We start from the raw sequence: 3074 nt of genomic DNA on the forward strand, positions 1-3074 counted from the left end.
CCGCGCGGCCCGGTGAGAGCGGCACGACCAGTATGGGCTTCCCGGCTTTGGGGAACTAGGCCGCGGGCAGGACCGCGGAGATCTCCGCGGCCGCTTCCGGGCCGAAGGCCTCTTCGATGCGGGCCAGCGCGTCGGCGCGGTCGAGCGTCCACTCCTGCGTGCCGATCGTCTCCAGCACCAGCACCGCGATCAGCGAGCCGAGCTGGGCCGCGCGCTCGACGTCCAAGCCACCGTCGAGACCCGCCAGGAAGCCCGCGCGGAAGCCGTCGCCGACGCCCGTCGGGTCGGCCTTCGCGCGCTCGGGGACCGCGCCGATCTGCAGGGCGACACCCTCCTTGCCGACGATCTCGACGCCCTTCTCCCCCAGCGTCGTGATCCGGAGACCGACCTGGTCGAGCACGTCGGCCTCGGTCCAGCCGGTCTTCTGGAGCAGCAGCTCCCACTCGTAGTCGTTGCTGAACAGGTACTTCGCGCCGGCCACGAACTCACGCGCCTGCGCACCGGTCATCCGGGCCAGCTGCTGCGACGGGTCGACGGCGAAGGCGTACCCGCGCTGGCGGCACTCCTCGGCGTGGCGGACCATGCCCTCCGGGTCGTCGGGGCTGATCAGCACCAGGCCCAGCCCGCCGGCGCGCTCGGCGATCGGTTGCAGCTCGATGTTGCGGGACTCGGCCATCGCGCCGGCGTAGAACGTCGCGATCTGGCAGAGGTCCTCGTCGGTCGTGCAGACGAACCGCGCGGTGTGCGCGACCTCCGAGACGTGCACCCCGGACGTGTCGACGCCGTGGCGCTCCAGCCAGGAGCGGTAGTCCGCGAAGTCGGCGCCCACGGCGCCCACGAGCACCGGCTGCACGCCGAGCACCCCGAGACCGAAGGCGATGTTCGCGCCGATGCCGCCGCGCCGGACCACGAGGTCGTCGGCGAGGAAGCTCAGCGAAACGCGGTGCAGCTGCTCGGCGACCAGCTGCTCGGCGAACCTGCCCGGGAAATGCATGAGGTGGTCGGTCGCGATACTGCCGGACACCGCGATCCTGGCTTTGGCTGCCACCGGCTGCTCCTTATGTGGTCGACCTCACGGCAAAAGGCACGAAGTTACCCCCGGGTCATGACCCGTCCGGGTAGTTCGCGCACGCCCAGCCGACACTACCGGCTGGTACTCCTTCACCAGTCGACAGCGGATCAATAGCGTTACGAATCGTGAACGCCGTCACCGAACCCGAGACCCTGTCCGAGCTGATCGCCGACTGCGCGCTCATCCCGGCGACGCTCCAGGCGGAGAACCTGCCGCTGCCCCGCTCCGCGGCCGAGCCGTGGGAGGTCGACGAGGCGTGCCACGCCCAGGTCGCCGAGCTCGACGCCTACGTGTAAGTCCCCGCAGACGAGAAAAGGCCCCGCCCTCCGAAGGGAGAGCGGGGCCTTCTCACGTGGCCTGCTGTTCTGGACTCAGTGGAACGAGTCGCCGCAGGCGCAGGAGCCGGTGGCGTTCGGGTTGTCGATCGTGAAGCCCTGCTTCTCGATCGTGTCCACGAAGTCGATGACGGCTTCCGACACGTACGGCGCGCTCATCCGGTCGACGGCGACCTTGAGGCCGTCGAAGTCGCGGAACAGGTCGCCGTCGAGCGAGCGCTCGTCGAAGAACAGCTGGTAGCGCAGGCCCGCGCAGCCACCGGGCTGGACGGCGATGCGCAGGTGCATGTCGTCGCGGCCCTCCTGCTCGAGCAGGGCCTTCGCCTTGGAAGCCGCGGCGTCGGTCAGCGTGACGCCGTGGGTTTCTTCGGCGGTCTCGGCCTGCGTCGCGCCGGCGTGCTCAGCGGTCGTCATGGCACTCCCTCTAAGTTCGAACTCACTGCGGATACTCCTTGTGCTGACGTCTTCAACACCCGGAGCGCCCGATCTGTTCCCCCACCATGGTCGCACATCGATCGACCTGGTGAACGGCGGCGTGACGCCTGCAATACCCTGGTGAGGTGAGGTTCCTGCGCCGAAGCACCACAGACACCGCCGCCGACGAGCCGGAGACGGCCGAAGCCGTCGACGTCGCCGGTAAGGCGTACACGCCCGGTAAGGGCAAGGCTACCCCGAAGCGCCGGGAGGCGGAGGCGAAGAAGCGCGGGCCGGTGGCCCCGCCGCCCACCACCATGCGCGAGGCGATGAAGCGCAACAAGGAGTTGCGCAAGGCGAACCCGCAGACCAAGGAAGACCGCCGGGCGGCGGCGAAGGCCCGCCGCGAGGCGATGATGCGGGGCGACGACAAGGCCCTGCTCCCGCGCGACCGCGGGCCGGTCAAGGCGTACGTCCGCGACCTGGTCGACTCGCGCCGCAACCTGCTCGGCCTGTTCATGCCGCTGGCGATCCTGGTGTTCCTGGCGCTGCTGGTGCCGCTGCCCCAGGTGCAGTCGTACATCACCCTGTTCTGCACCGCGATGCTGCTGGTGATGGCGATCGAGGGCTTCGTCAACGGGCGCAAGATCGCGAAGCTGGTGCGGGAGAAGTTCCCGAAGGAAGCGGTGAGCGGCCGGTCGATCGGCTGGTACGCGTTCGTCCGGGCGTCCCAGATCCGCAAGCTGCGGGTGCCGAAGCCGCGCCTGAAGCCCGGGGACCCGATCCCGAACTGAGCCGGTTCCGAGAAGCCGGGTGGAGCGAGCCTCCACCCGGCTTCTTGCCGTCCGGGGCGCTTTGTCAGCCGACCGGACTCGCGGCTTGGGTCACGAACTGATCCGCGCTCCGGACCGAAGCGGCAGCGAGCGCTTCGCGCTCCTCGGTGTCTTCCGCTCCTCGGATCTGCCGCACCGCCGCCAGTGCTTGCTCGGCCGCTGCGCGATCCCGGGTTTTCCCGCGAGCATCTTGACGCGCCAGAGCGCGTGTCTCACCACGGTGAGCGGCCGGTCGATCGGCTGGTACGCGTTCGTCCGGGCGTCCCAGATCCGCAAGCTGCGAGTGCCGAAGCCGCGGCTGAAGCCCGGGGACCCGATCCCGAACTGAGCCGGTTCCGAGAAGCCGGGTGGAGCGAGCCTCCACCCGGCTTCTTGCCGTCCGCGACCCGGCACCGAGGCTGGAGTCACTCCAGGGTCGTT

At 69.7% G+C, this 3074-nt stretch carries 4 protein-coding genes and 1 pseudogene; 3 read left to right on the forward strand and 2 right to left on the reverse strand.

All coding sequences use genetic code 11. From position 1 onward, the window contains the following. Positions 1–55: 55 nt before the first annotated feature. A complete protein-coding gene (locus tag AB0M83_RS48485; RefSeq protein WP_364529612.1) occupies positions 56–1048 on the reverse strand; it encodes a carbohydrate kinase family protein in 993 nt (330 codons plus the stop codon). A gap of 149 nt (positions 1049–1197) precedes the next feature. Here AB0M83_RS48485 and AB0M83_RS48490 point away from each other — a divergent pair, with 149 nt between their 5' ends. Beyond that, the gene (locus AB0M83_RS48490; RefSeq protein WP_284750111.1) at positions 1198–1368 is read left to right on the forward strand and encodes a hypothetical protein; all 171 of its coding nucleotides are present in this window, start codon (positions 1198–1200) and stop codon (positions 1366–1368) included. 75 nt (positions 1369–1443) lie between these two features. Here the strand turns inward: AB0M83_RS48490 and AB0M83_RS48495 are convergent, their stop codons facing one another. Further along, positions 1444–1821, reverse strand: a complete 378-nt coding sequence (locus AB0M83_RS48495) for an iron-sulfur cluster assembly accessory protein (RefSeq protein WP_086681079.1) — start codon at positions 1819–1821, stop codon at positions 1444–1446. A gap of 146 nt (positions 1822–1967) precedes the next feature. Here AB0M83_RS48495 and AB0M83_RS48500 point away from each other — a divergent pair, with 146 nt between their 5' ends. Together AB0M83_RS48500 and AB0M83_RS48505 are read left to right on the forward strand one after the other, a co-directional pair. Beyond that, positions 1968–2615 carry a DUF3043 domain-containing protein gene (locus tag AB0M83_RS48500; RefSeq protein ID WP_364529616.1) on the forward strand — a complete coding sequence of 216 codons (648 nt, stop codon included), beginning with the start codon at positions 1968–1970 and terminating at the stop codon, positions 2613–2615. Between the two features lie 259 nt (positions 2616–2874). Further along, positions 2875–2982: pseudogene (locus AB0M83_RS48505) on the forward strand (DUF3043 domain-containing protein); the annotation flags it as partial. Positions 2983–3074: the final 92 nt, after the last annotated feature.

The organism is Amycolatopsis sp. NPDC051106, assembly GCF_040682775.1.
In the GTDB taxonomy this organism is placed as follows: Bacteria; Actinomycetota; Actinomycetes; order Mycobacteriales; family Pseudonocardiaceae; genus Amycolatopsis.